An 18,248-nucleotide genomic window follows, 5' to 3' on the forward strand; every position below is an offset into this window, starting at 1 on the left:
TCGTCGGTCTCGAACGGCACGTCGATGAACTTCGCGCCGAGCGATTCGATCTGCTCGCGCACGGCCGGACGCACGTCCGACGCTTCAATGACCGCACCCAGACGCTTGGCCGTCGCGATGGCCTGCAAGCCCGCAACGCCAGCGCCCAGTACGACGAGACGTGCAGCCTTCACGGTACCGGCAGCCGTCATGAGCATCGGCATGAAGCGTTGATAGAGGTTCGCGGCGAGCATCACGGCCTTGTAACCGGCAATGTTGGCCTGCGAGGAGAGCACGTCCATGCTCTGCGCACGCGTGGTGCGCGGCGCGGCTTCGAGCGCGAAGGCGGTCACGCCGGCGGCGGCCATGCGTGCGTTGTTCTCGGCATCGAACGGATTGAGCATGCCCACGACGACACTGCCGCGCGGAATCTGGGCGAGTTCTTCGGGGGAAGGGGCGCGAACCTTGAGGACGAGTTCTGCACCCAGCGCGTCGGCAGCGCTGCCGAGCGTGGCGCCGGCGGCTTCGAAGGCGGCGTCGGGCACGCTGGCGGCGTCTCCGGCGCCACGGCCGATCACGATCTGGTGTCCTGACGCGACCAGCTTCTTCACCGTCTCGGGCGTGGCCGCGACACGGGATTCGCCGGCAAGCGTTTCGGCGGGAATGCCGATTTTCATTGCGTATCTCCTTGGGTTTGTGAACTGATCTCATCAGAGGCCGAACCCATGCGCCCAAAACCGTGGGCCAAGGAGCCGCAGCGTCTGCGCTGCCGGGGCAGACGCACTACCTGTTTCGCCGCTGATGACATTAGTCCTGCACAAACCACTGCATTCGAACTACTGCACAAACCGGTGATGCGGTACTGCAACTGCACATTGCACTTTGCTGGTGCTGGAAGCTTACCCGAAGATTACAAACGCGCCTATTGCACGAAATGACATATGAATATGAACAATCGGTCATGAATGAGCCCCGATCGTCGGTCATCGACGCCGACCGACCGGTCGGTCGTGAAAGTTGTCCGTCTTCAGCGCCAAACCCCGTCAGACGGTAAAATGTCGCTTTTATCGGGGTCACCTCCCCCGCGTCCCGCAAGGATGAGCCATGAATGCACGCTGGAAGCCCAACGTGACGGTTGCAGCGGTCGTCGAACGTGACGGCCGTTTTCTGTTTGTCGAAGAGCAAAAGCGCGCAGGTCTGCTGATCAACCAACCGGCCGGTCATCTGGAGCCGGGCGAGTCGATCGTCGACGCCGTACGCCGCGAAGTGCTTGAAGAGACGGCACACACGTTCGAGCCGCAGCATCTGCTTGGCATCTATCTCGCCCCGGGACCGGAAGACATCGTTTATCTGCGCTTCACCTTCACCGGTGCGCTGGGCGAGTTCGACGCTTCGCGCACGCTCGACGAGGGCATCGTCGGCACCCTCTGGCTCACGCCGGATGAGGTCCGTGCACAGCGAACGCGGCACCGCTCGCCCATTCTCGAGCGCTGCATGGACGATTACCTGCGAGGGGTGCGGTACGACCTCGACATTCTTCAGACCCACCCGGCGCTGACCGGCGGGCAAGGCAACACATGAGTCAAAAACGCGTAGTGGTGGGCATGTCGGGCGGCGTGGATTCGTCGGTCACGGCATGGCTGCTCAAACAACAAGGCTACGACGTCGTCGGTCTGTTCATGAAGAACTGGGAAGACGATGACGACAGCGAATACTGTTCGACCCGGCAGGACTGGATCGACGTTGTGTCGGTCGCCGATCTGATCGGCATCGACGTCGAAGCGGTGAACTTCGCCGCCGAGTACAAGGACCGTGTCTTTGCGGAGTTCCTGCGCGAATACTCGGCCGGACGCACGCCGAACCCGGACGTGCTCTGCAACGCCGAGATCAAGTTCAAGGCGTTCCTCGATCACGCGGTGGCGCTTGGCGGCGAGACCATCGCCACCGGTCACTACGCCCGCGTGCGTGAGCGCGACGGGCGCTTCGAGTTGCTCAAGGCGTTCGATCACACGAAGGATCAGAGCTACTTCCTGCATCGACTCAATCAGCAGCAGCTCTCGCGCACGATGTTCCCGCTCGGCGAAATGCCGAAGACGAAGGTCCGTGAAATTGCGGCGCAAATCGGTCTGCCCAATGCGAAGAAGAAGGATTCGACCGGGATCTGCTTCATCGGCGAACGACCGTTCCGCGACTTCCTCAACCGCTATCTGCCGACCAAACCGGGCCCCATGAAGACGCCGGACGGCGCGATCGTGGGCGAGCACGTCGGACTGGCTTTCTACACGCTGGGTCAGCGCAAGGGTATCGGTCTGGGGGGCAGTCGCGACGGCTCCGGCGAGCCGTGGTTCGTTGCCCGCAAGGACATGGCCAGCAACACGCTCTACGTTGTTCAAGGACACGACCACCCGTGGCTGCTCTCGGGCACGCTCGACGCCGAAGACCTTTCGTGGGTCGCGGGCGAGCCGCCGGCCGAGGGGACGCGTTGCGGCGCGAAAACCCGTTACCGTCAGGCCGACGCCGCCTGCGAAGTCGTGCATGCGAATGCCGATGGCCTCACGCTGTCGTTCTCGGACGCCCAGTGGGCCGTCACGCCAGGCCAGTCGGCCGTGCTGTACGACGGTGAGGTCTGTCTGGGCGGCGGCATCATCGCGTCCACGACGCCCGCCGTCGCGGGTGCGAGCGGTGCCGCTGGCGCCACCGACACGCAAGCCGCTGCCAAGGCGGCTGCCTCGAAACACATCATCCTCAATACGCATTGAAGCCGCCGGCGCTCGCCGGGGGGACACCCGGCAGCGTGCCGGCGAGTGTCCCCCCCGCAAAAGCCTAGGAGGTTTCATGTTTTCGCGCCGATTTCTGGCTCTCTGGATCGCCGTGGCGTTGCTCGTCGCAACGCTTGTGCTGGTACTGGTCGACGGATGGAATCCGCTTTGGCCGATACCGTTCGCTGCGTTGGTCGTCCTCGGGGTCTGGGACGTCGTGCAGCAGCGTCACGCCGTGCTGCGCAACTACCCGCTGTGGGGGCACTTCCGCTTCCTGTTCGAGTTCATCCGCCCGGAAATCCGCCAGTATTTCGTCGAGGACGATACCTCCGAGACACCGTTCTCCCGCGCGCAGCGCAGCATCGTCTATCAGCGGGCCAAGGGTGACGTGGACAGCCGTCCGTTCGGCACCGAGCTGGACGTCAAGGCCACCGGCTACGAATGGATCGCCCATTCGCTCGCGCCCACCGTGCTGAAGGACCACGACTTCCGGATCACCATCGGACCGGATCGTGCGCAGCCGTATTCGGCATCGATCTTCAACATCTCTGCCATGAGCTTCGGCGCGTTGTCGGCCAACGCGATTCGCTCGCTCAATCGCGGGGCCAAACTCGGCAACTTCATCCACGACACCGGCGAAGGCTCGATCTCGCCGCATCACCGCGAACAGGGCGGGGATCTGATCTGGGAGGTGGCGTCGGGTTACTTCGGCTGTCGCAACGACGACGGTACGTTCAATGCGGAGAAGTTCGCCGCACAGGCCACCACGCCGCAAGTGAAGATGATCGAGGTGAAGCTCTCGCAGGGGGCGAAGCCGGGGCACGGCGGCGTGCTGCCCGCCGCGAAGATCACGCCGGAAATCTCCGCGACACGCGGGGTGCCGATGGGGCAGGACTGCATTTCGCCCTCCCGTCACAGCGAGTTCTCGACGCCGTTGGGACTGCTGCAATTCGTCGACAGACTGCGTACGCTCTCCGGTGGCAAGCCGACCGGCTTCAAGCTGTGCATCGGGCATCCGTGGGAATTCTTCGGCATCGTGAAGGCGATGCTCGACAGCGGCATCCTGCCCGACTTCATCGTGGTGGACGGCTCGGAAGGCGGCACCGGTGCCGCGCCGCTGGAGTTCACCGATCACGTGGGGGCGCCGTTGCAGGAAGGACTGCTGCTGGTACACAACACGCTCGTGGGGGCGGGGTTGCGCGACAAGATCCGCATCGGGGCGTCCGGCAAGATCGTCACGGCATTCGATATCGCGCGCACGCTCGCCATTGGCGCAGACTGGTGCAATTCGGCGCGCGGCTTCATGTTCGCGATCGGGTGCATTCAGTCGCAGAAGTGCCACACGGATCGGTGCCCGACAGGGGTAGCAACGCAAGACACGTTGCGTCAGCGCGCACTGGTCGTGCCGGACAAGGCGCAGCGCGTGCATCAGTTCCACTCCCATACGTTGCACGCGTTGCAAGAGCTGATTCAGGCGGCAGGGTTGTCGCATCCGTCGGATCTGCGGGCGCATCACATCGTCAAGCGGGTGTCTTCCAACGAGATTCGCCTCATGTCCGAGTCGCTCAAATACCTTGAGCCGGGCGATCTGCTGCGTGGACAGTTCCGTTACCAGTTGTACGAAAAGTACTGGCCGATGGCGCGCGCCGACAGTTTCTCTCCGGCCGCCGTCGCCTGATCGGAAGACGGTTTCACGACCGGGCTTTCGTCTGAATGTAAAACCCGACGCGATGTGGCGTCGGGTTTTTTTATATTTCCCGATAGTTTTCTTCCCAAATACCAAAAGAGCGGGCCGTGGCGACTCACATTAAGGTCTCCACCGGATGATGCTCGCGCGCGTACTCGCCTATCGTGTGGGCTTCGACTTTGTCATCCCGCCGACGGATTGTCGTCAGAGGAGGAGCCTATGAGTACGGTGCGATTTCTGATCAGCCGCCACGACGTCAAACTCAGTGTGAACGGTCTAGTGCATACGTTGCCTGCGGGCAGCATGACCGCGACCAGTTCTGACGCGACGATGGACGCCCCAGGGCCCGTGGTGTCTCACGATTTTCATGCCTGCGATTTGCAGGCGCTGTATCCGGACGTCGTCGATCTGCTCGATCGTCGTCCGCTGGGTGTCTTCCACCGTCAGGCGGCCCGTACGCTGGTTCTCGAACCCACGATGGTGGATGTGGCCATGACATTGCAGAACGTCGATCGCATGGCGATGCTGCGTTTCTTCTACGTCTACTGCCTGTGTCGCGACCAGCGCTACTTCTCGGCGATGTTGCGTCAGACGATTGCGGGCAGTCATTCGCTGTTCGATTTCGTCGAGGCGAATTTCCATCGGCCGTGGCCCGTCGGGCGGCTGGCCGAAGAGTTCGGCATGCCGCTACGCAAGTTTCGCTATCTCTTTCAGCAGACGTACGGCATGCCCGCCAAGCAGTGGCTGCTGGAGCGGCGGTTGCGGTTGGCGCGTGACTTGCTGCTGTCCACCCGTCACAAGGTGCTGGACATCGCGCTCGAATGTGGCTTTACCAATCACGCTCACTTCACCGACACCTTTCGCAAGCGCTTCGATTGCGCGCCGACGGAGATTCGTCTGGGCACGCCGCCGCAGCGTGGCGGGCGACGCGTTGCGATGCCGCGTGCGGATGCCTACGCCGCCATGCGCGCCGATCTCGTGGCCGGGCATGGTGCGATCACCGATGCGGGGGTGGTATGAACGTCGAGGAGATTCATCGGAGCATGGGCGAGGGCGTGCGCCGCATGTCGGACGAAGCGACGCAGGCCGTGCGCACGAAGAAGACGAACGATGCCAGGGACATGCTCGACGTGCAGTTCAAGTTGCAGCAGTTCTCGACGGCCATCGGTTTGCACAGTGCGACCATCAAGCTCATCAAGGATACGGTGATGGGCATCATCGCCAAGATCGCGTGATGGCCATGTCCTCGACGCCGTCGAATCCACCCGTTTCGTCGACTGCCAGCCGGCCGGAAGCGCCCCCGATGCCGTGGCTCGTCAACGCGGTTCGCCAGCAAATCGTGGAGCTGGCGCTTGCGGGTGCGCAGCACGGTATGGAAGCGGAAGCGAGAGCGATTCTCGCGGCGCTTCCGTCACTGGTGCCGCAGGACGACGCGCGTCAGTGTCTTCATGCAGCGCTTCTCATTGCACTTGGCGACACAGTGGCGGCGCGGTCGTGTCTTCAGGATCTCGTCGCACGTGGGCAGGCTGACGTTCCGACAGCCAATGTCTTGCGCCAGTGGCTTGACGCGACCGACGCGGGGCGGTCGCGGCGTCATGAGGTGGCATCTGCTGCGTCGCCCGTGTCGTCGGCCCCGTGGAACCCATTGCACCCTTCGAACGCATCAGTCTCAGTGCTCCCGTCGACTTCATCGGACCTATCGTCCGTATCACCCGCACCGCCCGCATCGTCTTCCTCTTCACCGTCCTCCCTCATTCCTTCGTCATGACGACTCCGCTCATTTCATCGACAGTCACGCACGCCGTGGCTGCGGCCCTCCCGTCAAAGATTCCGGCGCCTGCATGGAACGTGAATGGCGCGGATGCCGCCCGCTTCGAGCAGGCATTGGCGAGTGCGCCGTCGCTGCCCGAACATCACTTGGTCAGCGCTGCAAGCAAGCTGGCGGGCAATACGGAGCATCTCGTGCAACGGGTCGCACTGGATGAGCGGACGCTCGACGATCCCACGCACATGGTTGCCGCCCAGCGCGAAATTACCGAGCGAGTGCTGGCCCTTGAGTTTGTCGCCAAGACGGCCGGTGCCGTGACACAAGGGGTGAACAAGCTGGTCCATATGCAATGACGCGTCGGGGCCATATTGGAAATTGCATCGTGAACTGCCTTCGGGGACGCACGGGTGCCCGGGGCTGGCTCGTCTGCGTATTTCTGCTCGTACTCACGGGATGCAAGGTCGAATTGCATCGCGCCTTAAGCGAGACCGAAGCGAATCAGATGCTTGCGCTGCTGCTGGTCTCGGGGCTTCAGGCGGACAAGCGTGCCGACACCGCTGGCATCACCGTTCGCATCGAGCGGGGCGATTTCGTCCGTGGTGTGGAGGTGCTTCGTCAGCATGGACTGCCGCGTCAGAAGCGTGCGTCGGTCGAAGACGTCTTCCCGCCGGGGCAACTCGTCAGTTCGCCCGTGCAGGAGCAGGCGAAACTCATCTTCCTCAAGGAGCAGCGGCTCGAACGCATGCTGGCGGCGCTGGATGGTGTGATGGTCGCGGAGGTGTCGATTGCGCAGGTGCCCACGGACTCTGCTGGCCGCGCGACATTGCCTCCCGGAGTCGCTGTCTTCGTCAAATACAGTCCCGAAATCAATATGTCGCAGCGCATGACAGACATACGCAGCCTGGTGCACGACAGTGTGCCGGGCGTGTCACCCGAACGCATCAGCATCGTGTTGCAGCCTGCCGATTACCGGCTGCCGCGTGCGGCCATCGAAGCGGTCGACGGGGCATCGACGGATGGCGCGACAGTGGGCGTGATCACGAAAGCCAGGACGGGAGCCGGAACGGAAGCGATTCCGCAGGCAACGGATGCCCGGCGGTGGTATCCGGTCGCGGCATGGGCGGTGTTGGCCGTGGCCGTGGTTGCGCTCGGTACGGCTGCGGTGGTGAGCTGGCGGCGTCGGGAGGTCTGGGTGAGCTACCTTCGGCGACGCAGCGTGAGGGCATCGTGACCGGAGGCGCACTACGCGCACTCATGGCGCGACTGGTCTGGCAGCCCGGTGAGCAGATGGACGACGGGTGGTGGGATGTGCTGGGACTTTCGACGTGGAAAGTGCTTTATCGGCGCTATCCCGCTTGTCGACGGCAGGTCGACCGCCTCATCGTTGCGCGGCGCGGGTGGCCTGTGGCCCATCACGCTGTGCGCTGTGTGCCCCCGGAAAGCGATGCCACAAATGCCATGCTGCCCATCTTGCGCCTCGTGCCGAACCTGCGTCGTGTCGCACTCGCCTATGGGTTGCGTCGGCTAGGGTGTCCGGACTATTTGCTGCTGGGCACCTATCGCCGTGCGTTGTCGCCCTGGCTCGACGCATGGCAATGCGATCGCCTGTTGTTGATGCGACGCGACTGGCCGTCGAGCCCCGAGTTTTCGCCTGAGACGATTGCCACGGCAGCACTGGCTGTCACCGGTGCTTGTCTCGATGCCGTGTCCATCGTCACGATGTCGTCCAGCGATGAGGCTTTCACGGAGCAAGTGACGCATGCTGCATACCCGACACAGACGGCGGAAGCAACGCAGGCGGCATCAATGATGCTGGCAGCGGGGGCGGCGCAGACGACACAAGCGACGCAGCCGACACAGCCGACACAGCCGACACAAGCGGCGCAGACCACGTGGGTGACATGCTCGGTGCGGGAGGCATCAACGGCATCAACGGTATCGACCGCATCTGCGGCACACAGGGCTGCCCGAATTTTGCTGCCACCGCCGACCATTGTGTCGGCGTCGACGTCCGAAGCAGTTGCGGTAGACGACATCTGGCCGCGTCTTGCGGCGCTGGAGAGGATGCTATGTATGTCATCGACTACGCATTGACCCCCATCGAAACCATTGACGGTCCCGCGCCTGCGGGACTTGTGGTTTCCGGCGAGACACTGACGCAACTGCGCGAGCAGGCGAGTCAACGTGTTCGCTGGATGGAGGAGGCGCGCGCGGAGCGTGATGCCGCACGGGCATCGCTGGATCAGGCACGGCGCGACATCGATGAGCAACGCCTTGCGTGGCAGGAAGCGGCAAAGGCGCAGGCGCAAGCTCAGGCGGACACCCTGGTCGAAGCGGCACGGCAAGCGGCCGTGGCACAGGCGGTGGAGTGGCTCGTGGATGAGGCAACGATGGAGCGCGAGATCGTGCGTTCGCTGGAGCGTCGCGTTGCGGACGCGGTGACCGTCGCACTGTCGAACTTTGTCGACAAGCTCGATGCCGGGGAACGCTTCGCGCATCGCGTTGGCCAGACGTTACCCGGGCTGGTGCGCGAAGGGGCACTGGTCATGCGTGTGCCTCCGGCGCATCACAGCGCCATCGCCAATGCACTGCGAGACGCCGATATCGTGCTGCCTTGCTCCCCGGATGCGACATTGACCGGCCATCAGGCGCGTATCGAGAGCGAGTGGGTCACCGTCTGTCTCGATCTTGATGCGGATCTTGAAGCGGTCATCGACCGTTTGCGTGTCGGCCCGAGTCTGGAGGTGGCATATGGTTGAGCGACTGCCGTCGTCCATCGATTCGCGCGCGACGACACCTAGGGAGAATCCGGCGCTCGAACGTATTCTGGCCGACGAGTGGCAAGCGCTCGAAGCCGACGGTCAGTCGTCGAGAGCGGCATTCACCGATGTCCCCGGCCATGTCGCCCTGATCGAAGCCACCATCGCACAGAACGAGGAAGCGGCATTCGCGGAGTCGCAGGAGAACCTTAGCTTTGCGCTGGGCGTGCGCTTTCGCAGGACTGGCGAGCGCGACGTGCGCGATGACAGGCACCGTGCGCGGGCGCTGTTCGAGCAACAGATGCACCGGTTCGCGCGCGTGAACGGTGCGCAGTTCGAGCGGCTGCGCAGCCAACTGCGAGACTTGCCGTTCGTTCCCGATCCTCAGCAACTCATTCGACAGGCGCAGATGTCTGCCGGCCATGCCGCGCTGATCGTCGCCGCTTGGCTGGCCGACGGCGGACTGGACGCAGGAACGCGGGCGCGGTTACGGCGAACGCTCGACGAACTGACGACGTCGGAAGCGTGGAGTATCGAAGCGTTTGCGGCGCTTGAATGTGGCGATGGAAAAACACCGCCAATGGGGCTGATGCAGCAACTTAAGTCGCTCTTTCGTCAGTCACAGGGGGCGCAGAAAACGCTCACACAATGGTTCGACGAGTGCCGACGTCTGCCGCAACGTCATGCCAGATTGCGTGCGTTAATGCAGGCGCTCGGGTTGGAGCTGGGCGGGCAACCGATGGAGGGTGGCGTCGACACGCAACGTTTGTCCGCAGTCGTCGACGATTTGCGCCGGGTGGTGTTGTTTCTCACGCTGGAGTCCATCTGCGAGCAATCGGCCCATGCGGTACGCAATGCCGGAGTTCGTGCGTTCGAGACGGACACCATGATCTCGGAAACGTTGATGCTGCTGGATCAGCCGTGGGTCGGTGCCGATTGGCTGGCGCAACGTGCGGCGTATCTCGGGATCGTGACGGTCGACGCGCGGTACGCACTTGCACACGCCCTCACGCAACTGATCAAGTCCGCGCATGAGGGGTGTTTTCGCGATGAGACGCAACGAGAAACGCTGGACGAGGCGCTCGACGCCTGGCGCACCGGCATCGCGCAGGAAGGTGATGCAATGGACGATTGAGCGGGCGTGCTTAGCCGCATCGGGGCGGAATGCATTGGCGCATGAGGCATGCACCTTGAGATGACCTGTCGACGGGGCGACAACTGACGACTGTCGTCACCGCTATCCCATCGACCTGCAATCACATTCAGGTGCGTAAGTGCTCTCGACAGAGCTTGATACGGTCGTAGAAGTCGGTGAGCGCCTGTGCAAAAGGTTCGGCCTCGGCGGCAGCATCTTCCTTGACTTGCGCGTGAAGGATCAAGCGATTATCGCGTTCACGCAATTGGACATGTCCGGTGACCGCCCACTCTGCGGGCTCGATCAAAAACTGAAGCAACCGTTCGCTGTTGGCTCTGTGGAGTCGTGCAGCTTCGTCGGTCGCCACTACCGCGTGAATGCTGCACACCTGATTGTCCAGCGTCTCCACGATGATGCTCGGTGAGGCGTTGAATGTCAGTTCGATGGGCGAGTGATTGTCGACGGCGTCGATCTTGCTGGGGTCGCAGCCGATCAGTTTCAGGGCTTCGACGAGGGTTTGCGCTAGATCGTAACTGGGCATGATGAGCGTGGAGAGTGGAAGAGGTCGATGACGCGCCCCAGGCAGGCGTCAAAGGGCAAGGCAGAATGCGAGCCACGCGAGCGGGGGACGATGAAGAAGGGTCCCACGATCAGTCGGCCGGGACTTTGGTGGTGCGTACCGCGTTGTCGCTTCCGGGCACCTGCGCACCATGATGTCGGCTGCGTTCGGCGTGATGGCATGCATCGCGCTTTTGACGCGATTTCGAATCGGCGATTTCTTACGGCGCTTTTCCATACGATGTGCTGTAGCGGCGCGCGATGCTTTCAAGAATCGCCCCCGCTGCCATGACAGCTTGCTTTAAAGCGTTGGCCTGTGCATGTTGCGCAGGGGGAAGCGGTGCGCCAAGCACGGTTTCCAGTGCCTTGATGGCCGCGTCGAGTTGTGCGCCGACATCGCGCGATACGGTGCTGGGTGAGGCGGCAAGGGCGTCTTCAAGCCGGGTCAGATGCATCGTCATGTTGGGTCTCCGGTGTGAGTGGCAGATAGAAGAGACGGTCGTGTGCACCGATCGACACACCATCCGGATGGATCGCGACAACACGCGTGCCACCCGGCAATCGGACGCCTTGCGCGAGCCGAGTCCCGTCTTCGAGGGTGATCTGCGGCGCGCCGGGCGAGCCGCCGATGCTGACCAGCGGGGCGGAAAAGCCGGTCTCGCCCAATGTTGGGATGGAAGGCGGTAGCGGTTCGATGCGTAAAGGCATCGTGTTTCCCGCCAGATTCCATGCGTCGGCAATGCCCTTCAGCGCAGCCTGACGTCCAGCAGACAGCGCACCGGTGATTCGCCATCCGTTGCGGTCGCGCGAGATATCGACGCCACGTAACTGCCCGGCGTCTCGTAGCGTTTTCACCAGTCGCTCGAAACTACCGGCCGTTCCGTCAGCCACTCGCCAGCCGTGGGGCAAGGCGAGCGCATCCAGGGCATCGGAGGCCGCTCGCCATCGTGCGTCGGCGACGAGCGGGCCTCCCACGAGCAGTGCGCCGTCGGGGGCCACGTTCACCTGCGTCTGAGTGAAACCGTGCAATCGCAGCAGCGTCTCCACGGTCTGCACGGCGCTGGTGGGGCACCACGTCTCGTCGCTCAGTGCTTTGCCTAGCCACCGTGCTTCGGCGCGTAACCGGGCACGCGTGTTGTCGTCCAGGCATCCGCCCGACAGTCTCACCGCGTCTCCCGCCGTGTTCAGCACGACGCCGGGCGCAATGCGCGCGGCGAGTGTCCTGAGCGCATCCGGTCGCGGCGGTTGGGAAATGACGTTGGCTGTGCCGGTTCGCCACATCGCAATACCGGTCCCGGCGATGAGTAGCGACAGCCCGGAGATGGCCAGCCATGCCGCAGGCGCACGACGCCGGTGGCGTTCGCCAGATCGGCCTGTCGATGAATGACGCGCGGCGGCGTCCGTAGATGCTCCTTGCGCGGAATGTCTTGCCGGTCGCTTAGGGAGTGGCGCGGGCAGTTCGCGACTGCCGTCGCTCAACCAGATGCCGAGACCCGCCAGATCGATGACGCGATGCAGAGGAAGCTGAAGCGAGAGGGCGGGCAGGGGATGAGCTGCATTTTCCGTATCGATGGGTACGGCGTCGCCGGTGTCATCTGCGACGGTATCGGCATCGTCGGACCAGAGCGGTAGCCCATCCGCCCAGACGGGCATTCGTGTGACCAGTCGAACGCGGGTGTCGTCCACACTCAGTGTGACCTGCCCGTCGTGGTCGAGCGTCATCGCGATGTCGGCATCGTCGCTGCCGAGCGTGAGTGTGCCCGCGGGAAGCGGCATGGGACGCCCGGCGAGCGGGCCATCGAGGAGCGTCAGGGTCAGCATTTCAGGCGCTCGGCAATGCGGCCGCTGGCTCGGCCTTGATCAGGAACAGACGCATGACGCTATCGTTACGATTGCTGGTGGAACTGAATAAGCGCCCGATGAGCGGCAGATCGCCGAGCAACGGAATCTTGCGCTCGTGCTCGTGTTGCGCGTCCTGCACGAAGCCGCCGAGCAGCAGCGATTGCCCGGCCTGCAATGTGGCGTGCGTCGAGATCGAAGAATTGCGGATCGTTGGGACTTCGTTACGGACATTGCGGTCGCTGCGGACCTCGCCGCCGTCCTCGATGTTCAGCGTAAGCATCACTTGCTCGTGGCTGTCGTCCCGGCCCTCGTTGTTCTCGTTCGGCACGAGCCGTGGCGTGACCCGCAGCAAAGAGCCTGACGTCACACTTTCGAGCTTCGCGACTTTTTCCCCAGAGACTTTCGTATAGAACGTCACGCTGCGATCAAGCACAGCCTGCATATTGTCGAGCGTGACGATGGACGGCCGCGATAGCACGCGCGCTTTCGAGTTGCGTTCGAGTGCGCTCAGATTGAGCATGAATTTGTTGGTGTCACCCACTAGCGTGGTGAAGGTGCCGGGGTCGCCGTCGCCCGACTGGCTCGCCTGCCCGTTTAACGAGACCGCGCCGAAGCCGCCGAGCCGCGCGCTCCCCGACATGTCGATGCCCAGTTCCGCGACATCGCTGGCGTTCACATCAATGATTGCCACCGAGATATCGACCAGACGGGGACGCACGTCGAGTTGGGCGATGAGATCGCCATAGATCGGCAGATTGCGACGTCGCTCGCGCACGATGACGGCGTTGCGGCGAGGATCGGCAGAAAAACGGGGCGTGCCGTTTTGCGGAACGTTGGCGACGGCGATTTCGGCGGTGGTACCGCCGAGCGAACCCTGAGCGCTTACGCTCGACGAGGTGGCAACGAGCGGTCCCGCGCCAAGAATCAGATCTTTAAGTACGCTGACTACGCCCGGAACGACGACTTCCTGACCGCGATAAAAGTACCTCGTGTCGTCTGCTGTGGCGAATTTCAGGGGAAATATCTTGATGGTCTCTTCGCTCTCCTGGCGATCGCGGGCGTCGCGCTCGACGTATTCGGCCAGCATCGAGACGGTTTCGATGCAGGCGGGAACGCCAGCGATCTCGAGTGCGTGTGTCGCCGGAATCGCCCGCGCCACGCAGTGTCTCGGGTGAAGCACCCCGGCGTCGCGCAAATGCCCGAGCAGGTCGCCGGGGGAGGCATAACGCAGGGGCATCACTCGGCGCGTCGCCTCGCTTGCTTTATAGATGTTTAACGTCTGCCCGTTGAAGTACCACGAAAGCCGATAACGTTCCGAAAGTGCGTCCAGCGTAGTTTGCGCCGCACCGGCGGGCAGCGTACCGATGAATCGGTCGTTCACATGTGCGCTGACGACCGTCGGAATGCCGTGATGGGCACCGAAGTCGCGCAAGAGCTCCGCAAGCGGCGTGCCCGCACTCTGGAAAACGAACGGACCGCCACGCCAGACTGGCGTGGTGTGTGAATTGAGCCCGATTGCCGGGGCGGGTAACGCGGCAACCGCCTTCGTCGACACCCACGCGATCGCTATCAAGACAATGAGGGCGAAAGTCATCGTTGCCATGACGTTGCCCCTAATGCGTAATGGGCGACGAGTGAGGTCGTTATGCGAATGACCCATGATCAACCGCGTCGCAATGCGTGAAGGCGCCGGGCGGAGCCCGCTGCGCCGCTGGCGATGCCGATACCGTTCGAGGAGGGCGCTGCGGGCGCGTCGCTCGACCTGCCTCGCGCTTGCACGTCCTGTGACGACAGCATCTCGCAGGCGAGCAGTTGACGACGAAGCTGCGCCTCCACCTGCGCGGCCGGGATGTCGGTGTCGAATCGATGAATCCACCAGACGGTCTCGTTCGCGATGCACAAGCTGTCATCGCGCAACTCAGCCTGTCCGGCAATCACGAGCGAGATGCGTGTGAGCCACCGCAAGCGCGACGCCTCTTGTGGGGCATCGGTTGCTGTGGCCGCGAGCAGCGGTTGCGATGACGACGAATACCGGCTGGAAAGACTCACCGCAGTTGCCACGCAGTAGCCACCTGCGGCCGGGCATGTCCAGCCAGGGCTGCCGTCGAGGTCGAGCAGGGTGCGCGCACCTTGTACGTCGCATGGGGCAATCCAGTCGAGAGCGGCAAGCGCAAATGGCAAACGCATAGGTATCTGTCGGAGGTGGCGCACGAGGTCGCGGACCGTCTGGCAGCGCGAACAGGGACCGTCATTATCAAGCGCTGTGTCGTGGACACCATCCGGCGCAGACCTGAAGTCGCAGCCGAATCTTCAGAATTGCGGTGTTTTCCTATGTTGCGTATCAGGCGAAGGCACAAGATTCGCCCCGGCTTGCCCAAAGTCGAAAGAGAGTGAACAAAAATCCGCATGAATGCTAACGATTAACTGAACTGTCGAGGAGCTGCGAATGACGGGGTGTACGGGTGTCATCGTTGTCGAGGACCACGAATTACTGGCCGACGGACTTTGCCGTTTGATTGAAGACGACCTTGGGTGGAGTGTGCTGGCGAGGATCGCCAACGGGCTTGACGTTTATCGGGCCTGTGTCATGCACAGACCCACACTGATCGTGCTGGATCTGGGCCTGCCGGGCATGGACGGCATCGACGTGATCCGTCAGTGCCTTCAACGTTGGCCCGCATTGCGTATCGTCGTGCATTCCGCCAGCGACGACGGTGAGCGGGCACGGCAGTCGCTCGAGGCGGGCGCCGGCGCGTTCGTACTCAAAAGCAGTTCGCGCGACACGTTGATCAACGCGATGAGCGTGGTCATGCGAGGCGAACGCTTCGTCGATCCGGCAGTATTCGGCATCGTGCACGACCCGACGGGGACGCCGCCGACGCTGGACCCCGGCGCAGTCGAAGTGCCGGAAAAATTGCTGACATTGCGTGAGCGTCAGGTGTTGAAGCTCGTCGCGGAAGGGCAACGCAATCGTGACATCGCGCAACTGTTGTCGATCAGCGTGAAGACCGTCGAGACGCATCGCCTGAACATGATGCGAAAGCTCGACGCTCATAACGTCGCGGACATCGTGAGATGGGCGCATCGGTTGCGAATGATGATCTGATTCGCGTGGGTCGAGCACGCCGTCACCGTAGGCATCGGGCGAATTTCAGGTCTGCGCCGGATGGCGGACGCCGAGGCGAATGGGAGACCATCATCGCTTCTATTTTCCAAAAGCTCGTCGTATTTTGCGTATCGCAGAGGGGCATTTCTTGTGAAGCGCTGTTGCCACGCTTGCGACGAGTCCCGACGCCTGACCAACGATGGACACCCAAACCCAGCGCAAGCTCGAACATCTCTTCGAACTGCTGGCGTTACCGCCGCAGCGCGTGACGCCGCGTATGCGTGTGTCGCTCGCACCTTGCGTGCTGATGACCGAAGCGGATGCGCGTGGTGTGACGCTTGCGGTGGCGCTGATACGGCGCGTAGCCCGAGCGCATCGCTGGTTGCCTCTGTTGCTGCATACCTGCGCACCCGAGTGGAGTGGGGGAATTCCGGTGCGCGCCTGCGTAGCGCAAGGGCGTCCGATGTTGATCGCCACGCCGCCGATGAGCGCCAATTCGCAGGCCGTCGAGTGGGTCTCGTGCCTCACACGTATGCGACGTCTGCTTGAACGCATCGATGCGCAGGCGCAGCGGGAGGCACGTTCGTGACGTACTTGCTGACATGGCTGCGTGCTGCGGCAGGACGTCAGGACATTGTCCTTGCCGCGCTGCTGCTGGTGACGGTACTGATGATCATCATCCCGATGCCGCCATCGGTGATGGATCTGCTCATCGCTCTCAATCTCGGCGTATCGCTGCTGCTCCTGATGGTGGCGCTGTACATCAACGAGCCGCTCGATTTATCAGCCTTTCCTTCCGTTCTGCTGATGACCACGCTGTTCCGGCTCGGGCTCACGATCAGCACGAGCCGGTTGATTCTGCTCCATGCCGATGCGGGTGACATCGTCTACACCTTCGGCGATTTCGCGGCGGGCGGGAACATCGTTGTCGGCATGATCGTGTTTCTGATCATCACCATCGTCAATTTCATCGTCATTACAAAGGGCTCGGAACGCGTGGCCGAAGTGGGAGCGCGCTTCTCGCTCGACGGCATGCCGGGCAAGCAGATGAGCATCGACGGCGACCTGCGCGCGGGCACCATCGACGCTGCCGAGGCCAAACGCTTGCGCCGCATCGTGCAGAAAGAGAGTCAGTTCTACGGCGCGATGGATGGTGCGATGAAATTCGTGAAAGGGGATGCCATTGCAGGTCTGGTCATCATCGTGGTGAACCTGCTCGGCGGGATCGGAGTCGGCGTGTTCATGCGCGGGATGAGTGCGGGTGACGCTGCGGCGATCTACGCCATTCTGTCCATCGGCGACGGACTGGTGTCGCAGATCCCCGCGCTGCTGATCTCCGTGACGGCGGGGATCATCGTCACCCGTGTGCCGGGCGAGCAGCGTCGAAATCTCGCACGCGAACTCACCGATCAACTGGCGGCCCAGCCGCGCTCGCTCACGCTGGCGGCGGTCGTGCTCGTGCTGTTCGGTCTGATTCCCGGTTTCCCGATGCACTACTTCTTCTTGCTAGGGATGCTGGCAGGTGGCGCGGCGTGGTGGGTCAAGCGGATCTCGGGAGAGGGCGAAAGCACGAAAAATGCCGGTGAATCCGGGGCGGGGCACGCAAAAGCCGGACGTCCGGGGGCGCAGCCCTTACTGGTGAGCGTCGGCGCGGGGTTGGCGGAAGCGACCGGCGGCATCTCGGTAGTGAAGGAGCGGATCGACGCGTTACGGAATCAGAAATTCGAGCAGTTCGGTGTACCCATGCCGGAGGTGCAGGTCGTCATCGACGCTACGTTGCCAGCAGCCACCCTGGACGTTCAGTTGTATCACGAGAGTGTATTGACGATCGACGTCGCGCCGGATGCTGCATTGGCACATCACGACGCGACGCATCCGGTGCCGACGCTGCGGGGGCTTGCGGCCGGCTCACCTCGCGAGACACCGTTGACGTTTGGCGGGCATCCGCTGTTCTGGCTCGACGATGTGCAGCGTTCCGAGTGGTCGGCTCTCGGTGGCAAGGTGCTGGACGGCGCGGATCGGATCGCGCATTGCGTATCGCTCGTCATCGATGCTCACGCGGCGGATTTTCTCGGTGTTCAGGAAGCGCGATTCCTCATGGATGCGATGGAGGATCGCTACGGGGAACTCGTTAAGGAGTTGCAGCGGCAGTTGCCTATCAGTCGCACTGCGGAAGTCCTGCAGCGTCTGGTTGCCGAGGGGGTATCCATCCGTGACTTGCGCCGCGTGTTCGAAGCGCTGATCGAGTGGGCGCCGCGTGAGCGCGATCAGATCATGTTGACAGAGTATGTCCGGTTAAGTTTGCGTCGCCACATCACGCGGCGCTTTCGTCGAGGTACCGAGCACATTACCGGATGGAACGTCGGGCGGGGTATCGAGGACGTCGTGCGCGCGGCCGTGCGCCAGACGGCGTCCGGGTCGTATGCGGACCTGAATCCGGCGCAAACGGATGCGATTCTGAATGCCATCGATGGCGCCGTCGATGCGCACGACGGCACGCCCGCCGTGCTGTTTACCGCGATGGACGTGCGGCGGTTCGTCCGGAAATTGATCGAGCGAGAACGCGCCGAACTGGCAGTCCTGTCGTTCCAGGAGGTGGCTGACGAACCGCATGTGCGTGTGCTCGGCACCATCGATGTACAGGGAGCGTTCTGA

Annotated in this window: 18 protein-coding genes and 1 pseudogene; 13 read left to right on the top strand and 6 right to left on the bottom strand. The window is 62.9% G+C overall.

The annotated features are described in order from the left end of the window. Window positions 1-656 (bottom strand): annotated as a pseudogene (locus C5N93_RS02220) (NAD(P)(+) transhydrogenase (Re/Si-specific) subunit alpha); the annotation flags it as partial. A gap of 427 nt (window positions 657-1,083) precedes the next feature. Between C5N93_RS02220 and C5N93_RS02225 the strand changes: the two are divergent. From C5N93_RS02225 to C5N93_RS02270, 10 genes are all read left to right on the top strand, one after another. Continuing rightward, on the top strand, window positions 1,084-1,560 hold the full coding sequence (locus tag C5N93_RS02225) for an NUDIX hydrolase (protein WP_069341441.1): 477 nt from the start codon (window positions 1,084-1,086) through the stop codon (window positions 1,558-1,560). Next, a complete protein-coding gene (gene mnmA, locus C5N93_RS02230) occupies window positions 1,557-2,738 on the top strand; it encodes a tRNA 2-thiouridine(34) synthase MnmA (RefSeq protein ID WP_242558097.1) in 1,182 nt (393 codons plus the stop codon). The genes C5N93_RS02225 and mnmA overlap by 4 nt, the downstream gene beginning before the upstream one ends. A gap of 76 nt (window positions 2,739-2,814) precedes the next feature. Next, window positions 2,815-4,416, top strand: coding sequence for an FMN-binding glutamate synthase family protein (locus tag C5N93_RS02235; RefSeq protein WP_069341439.1), 1,602 nt, complete (start codon window positions 2,815-2,817; stop codon window positions 4,414-4,416). Between the two features lie 228 nt (window positions 4,417-4,644). Then, complete coding sequence (locus C5N93_RS02240) at window positions 4,645-5,445, top strand: AraC family transcriptional regulator (RefSeq protein WP_242558098.1); 801 nt, start codon at window positions 4,645-4,647, stop codon at window positions 5,443-5,445. After that, window positions 5,442-5,660, top strand: coding sequence for a type III secretion system needle filament subunit SctF (gene sctF, locus C5N93_RS02245; RefSeq protein ID WP_069341437.1), 219 nt, complete (start codon window positions 5,442-5,444; stop codon window positions 5,658-5,660). The genes C5N93_RS02240 and sctF overlap by 4 nt, the downstream gene beginning before the upstream one ends. Window positions 5,661-6,189: 529 nt before the next feature. Further along, a complete protein-coding gene (sctI, locus tag C5N93_RS02250) occupies window positions 6,190-6,546 on the top strand; it encodes a type III secretion system inner rod subunit SctI (protein WP_242558099.1) in 357 nt (118 codons plus the stop codon). A gap of 29 nt (window positions 6,547-6,575) precedes the next feature. Then, window positions 6,576-7,424, top strand: coding sequence for a type III secretion inner membrane ring lipoprotein SctJ (gene sctJ / locus C5N93_RS02255; protein WP_242558100.1), 849 nt, complete (start codon window positions 6,576-6,578; stop codon window positions 7,422-7,424). A 23-nt stretch (window positions 7,425-7,447) separates the two neighbouring features. Then, window positions 7,448-8,287, top strand: a complete 840-nt coding sequence (locus C5N93_RS02260) for a type III secretion system domain-containing protein (protein ID WP_277990176.1) — start codon at window positions 7,448-7,450, stop codon at window positions 8,285-8,287. Continuing rightward, on the top strand, window positions 8,263-8,952 hold the full coding sequence (locus C5N93_RS02265) for a hypothetical protein (RefSeq protein WP_242558101.1): 690 nt from the start codon (window positions 8,263-8,265) through the stop codon (window positions 8,950-8,952). Before C5N93_RS02260 ends, C5N93_RS02265 begins: the two co-directional genes overlap by 25 nt. Continuing rightward, window positions 8,945-10,087 carry a TyeA family type III secretion system gatekeeper subunit gene (locus C5N93_RS02270; RefSeq protein ID WP_242558102.1) on the top strand — a complete coding sequence of 381 codons (1,143 nt, stop codon included), beginning with the start codon at window positions 8,945-8,947 and terminating at the stop codon, window positions 10,085-10,087. Before C5N93_RS02265 ends, C5N93_RS02270 begins: the two co-directional genes overlap by 8 nt. 127 nt (window positions 10,088-10,214) lie before the next feature. Here C5N93_RS02270 and C5N93_RS02275 read toward each other — a convergent pair whose 3' ends face one another. The 5 genes from C5N93_RS02275 to C5N93_RS02295 all read right to left on the bottom strand — a co-directional run bounded on the left by C5N93_RS02275 (window position 10,215) and on the right by C5N93_RS02295 (window position 14,674). Further along, window positions 10,215-10,628, bottom strand: coding sequence for a hypothetical protein (locus C5N93_RS02275; protein WP_242558103.1), 414 nt, complete (start codon window positions 10,626-10,628; stop codon window positions 10,215-10,217). Window positions 10,629-10,866: 238 nt separating this feature from the next. Then, on the bottom strand, window positions 10,867-11,106 hold the full coding sequence (locus C5N93_RS02280) for an EscE/YscE/SsaE family type III secretion system needle protein co-chaperone (RefSeq protein ID WP_242558104.1): 240 nt from the start codon (window positions 11,104-11,106) through the stop codon (window positions 10,867-10,869). Further along, window positions 11,081-12,466 (bottom strand): type III secretion system inner membrane ring subunit SctD, encoded by a 1,386-nt coding sequence (gene sctD, locus C5N93_RS02285; protein WP_242558105.1) that lies wholly within the window; start codon window positions 12,464-12,466, stop codon window positions 11,081-11,083. The genes C5N93_RS02280 and sctD overlap by 26 nt, the downstream gene beginning before the upstream one ends. A 1-nt stretch (window position 12,467) precedes the next feature. Beyond that, window positions 12,468-14,090 carry an EscC/YscC/HrcC family type III secretion system outer membrane ring protein gene (locus tag C5N93_RS02290; protein WP_242558106.1) on the bottom strand — a complete coding sequence of 541 codons (1,623 nt, stop codon included), beginning with the start codon at window positions 14,088-14,090 and terminating at the stop codon, window positions 12,468-12,470. 59 nt (window positions 14,091-14,149) lie between these two features. After that, window positions 14,150-14,674 (bottom strand): hypothetical protein, encoded by a 525-nt coding sequence (locus tag C5N93_RS02295; protein ID WP_242558107.1) that lies wholly within the window; start codon window positions 14,672-14,674, stop codon window positions 14,150-14,152. Between the two features lie 259 nt (window positions 14,675-14,933). On the opposite strand from C5N93_RS02295, the gene C5N93_RS02300 reads away from it, so the two are divergent. The 3 genes from C5N93_RS02300 to sctV all read left to right on the top strand — a co-directional run bounded on the left by C5N93_RS02300 (window position 14,934) and on the right by sctV (window position 18,248). Continuing rightward, window positions 14,934-15,593: a two component system response regulator gene (locus C5N93_RS02300; protein ID WP_242558108.1), complete on the top strand. Its 660-nt coding sequence runs from the start codon at window positions 14,934-14,936 to the stop codon at window positions 15,591-15,593. 199 nt (window positions 15,594-15,792) lie between these two features. After that, window positions 15,793-16,182, top strand: a complete 390-nt coding sequence (locus tag C5N93_RS02305; protein ID WP_242558109.1) for a hypothetical protein — start codon at window positions 15,793-15,795, stop codon at window positions 16,180-16,182. After that, window positions 16,179-18,248, top strand: a complete 2,070-nt coding sequence (sctV, locus tag C5N93_RS02310; RefSeq protein WP_242558110.1) for a type III secretion system export apparatus subunit SctV — start codon at window positions 16,179-16,181, stop codon at window positions 18,246-18,248. Before C5N93_RS02305 ends, sctV begins: the two co-directional genes overlap by 4 nt.

The sequence above is a fragment of the Pandoraea sp. LA3 genome (assembly GCF_022696215.1).
GTDB classification, from domain to species: Bacteria; Pseudomonadota; Gammaproteobacteria; order Burkholderiales; family Burkholderiaceae; genus Pandoraea; species Pandoraea capi.